Origin of the sequence: Shewanella septentrionalis (assembly GCF_025370265.1) — a bacterium.
Taxonomy (GTDB): Bacteria; Pseudomonadota; Gammaproteobacteria; order Enterobacterales; family Shewanellaceae; genus Shewanella; species Shewanella hafniensis.
In genome coordinates, this window is the sequence record NZ_JAMTCC010000113.1 from 1 (window position 1) to 1,157 (window position 1,157).

Genomic DNA, 1,157 nt, shown 5'->3' on the forward strand with positions numbered 1-1,157 from the left:
CACGTTGACCATGGTAAAACCACACTGACTGCAGCTATCTCTCACGTACTGGCTAAGACCTACGGTGGCGAAGCTAAAGACTTCTCTCAAATCGATAACGCTCCAGAAGAGCGTGAGCGCGGTATTACCATCAATACCTCTCACATCGAATACGATACTCCAACTCGTCACTACGCACACGTAGACTGCCCAGGCCATGCTGACTATGTTAAAAACATGATCACTGGTGCTGCACAGATGGACGGCGCGATTTTAGTAGTAGCTTCAACAGACGGTCCAATGCCACAGACTCGTGAGCACATCCTGCTTTCTCGTCAGGTTGGCGTACCTTTCATCATCGTGTTCATGAACAAATGTGACATGGTAGATGACGAAGAATTACTGGAATTAGTTGAAATGGAAGTGCGTGAACTTCTGTCAGAATACGATTTCCCAGGTGATGACTTACCAGTAATCCAAGGTTCAGCTCTGAAGGCCCTAGAAGGTCAACCAGAGTGGGAAGCTAAGATTATCGAACTTGCTGAAGCTCTGGATTCTTACATTCCAGAACCACAACGTGACATCGACAAGCCGTTCCTACTGCCAATCGAAGACGTATTCTCAATCTCTGGCCGTGGTACAGTAGTAACTGGTCGTGTTGAGCGTGGTATTGTTAAAGTGGGTGACGAAGTTGAAATCGTTGGTGTTCGCACTACGACTAAAACAACGTGTACTGGCGTAGAAATGTTCCGTAAACTGCTTGACGAAGGTCGTGCAGGCGAGAACTGTGGTGTGTTATTACGTGGTACTAAGCGTGATGACGTAGAACGTGGTCAAGTATTGGCTAAACCAGGTTCAATCAACCCACACACCACTTTTGAATCAGAAGTTTATGTTCTGTCAAAAGAAGAAGGTGGACGTCACACTCCATTCTTCAAAGGCTACCGTCCACAGTTCTACTTCCGTACAACTGACGTAACCGGTACTATCGAACTGCCAGAAGGCGTAGAGATGGTAATGCCTGGCGACAACATCAAAATGGTAGTGACTCTGATTTGCCCAATCGCGATGGACGAAGGTTTACGCTTCGCAATCCGTGAAGGTGGTCGTACAGTTGGTGCTGGTGTAGTAGCTAAAATCATCGCTTAATCGCGACAGAGATTAGTTTGAAAAGGAAG

The 1,157-nt window shown here is 46.8% G+C and carries 1 protein-coding gene; it reads left to right on the plus strand.

Annotation, left to right across the window (positions count from 1 at the left end):
- A partial coding sequence (gene tuf / locus NE536_RS22775; protein WP_261274120.1) for an elongation factor Tu occupies positions 1-1,128 on the plus strand: 1,128 nt, incomplete at its 5' end.
- Between the last annotated feature and the right edge of the window lie 29 nt (positions 1,129-1,157).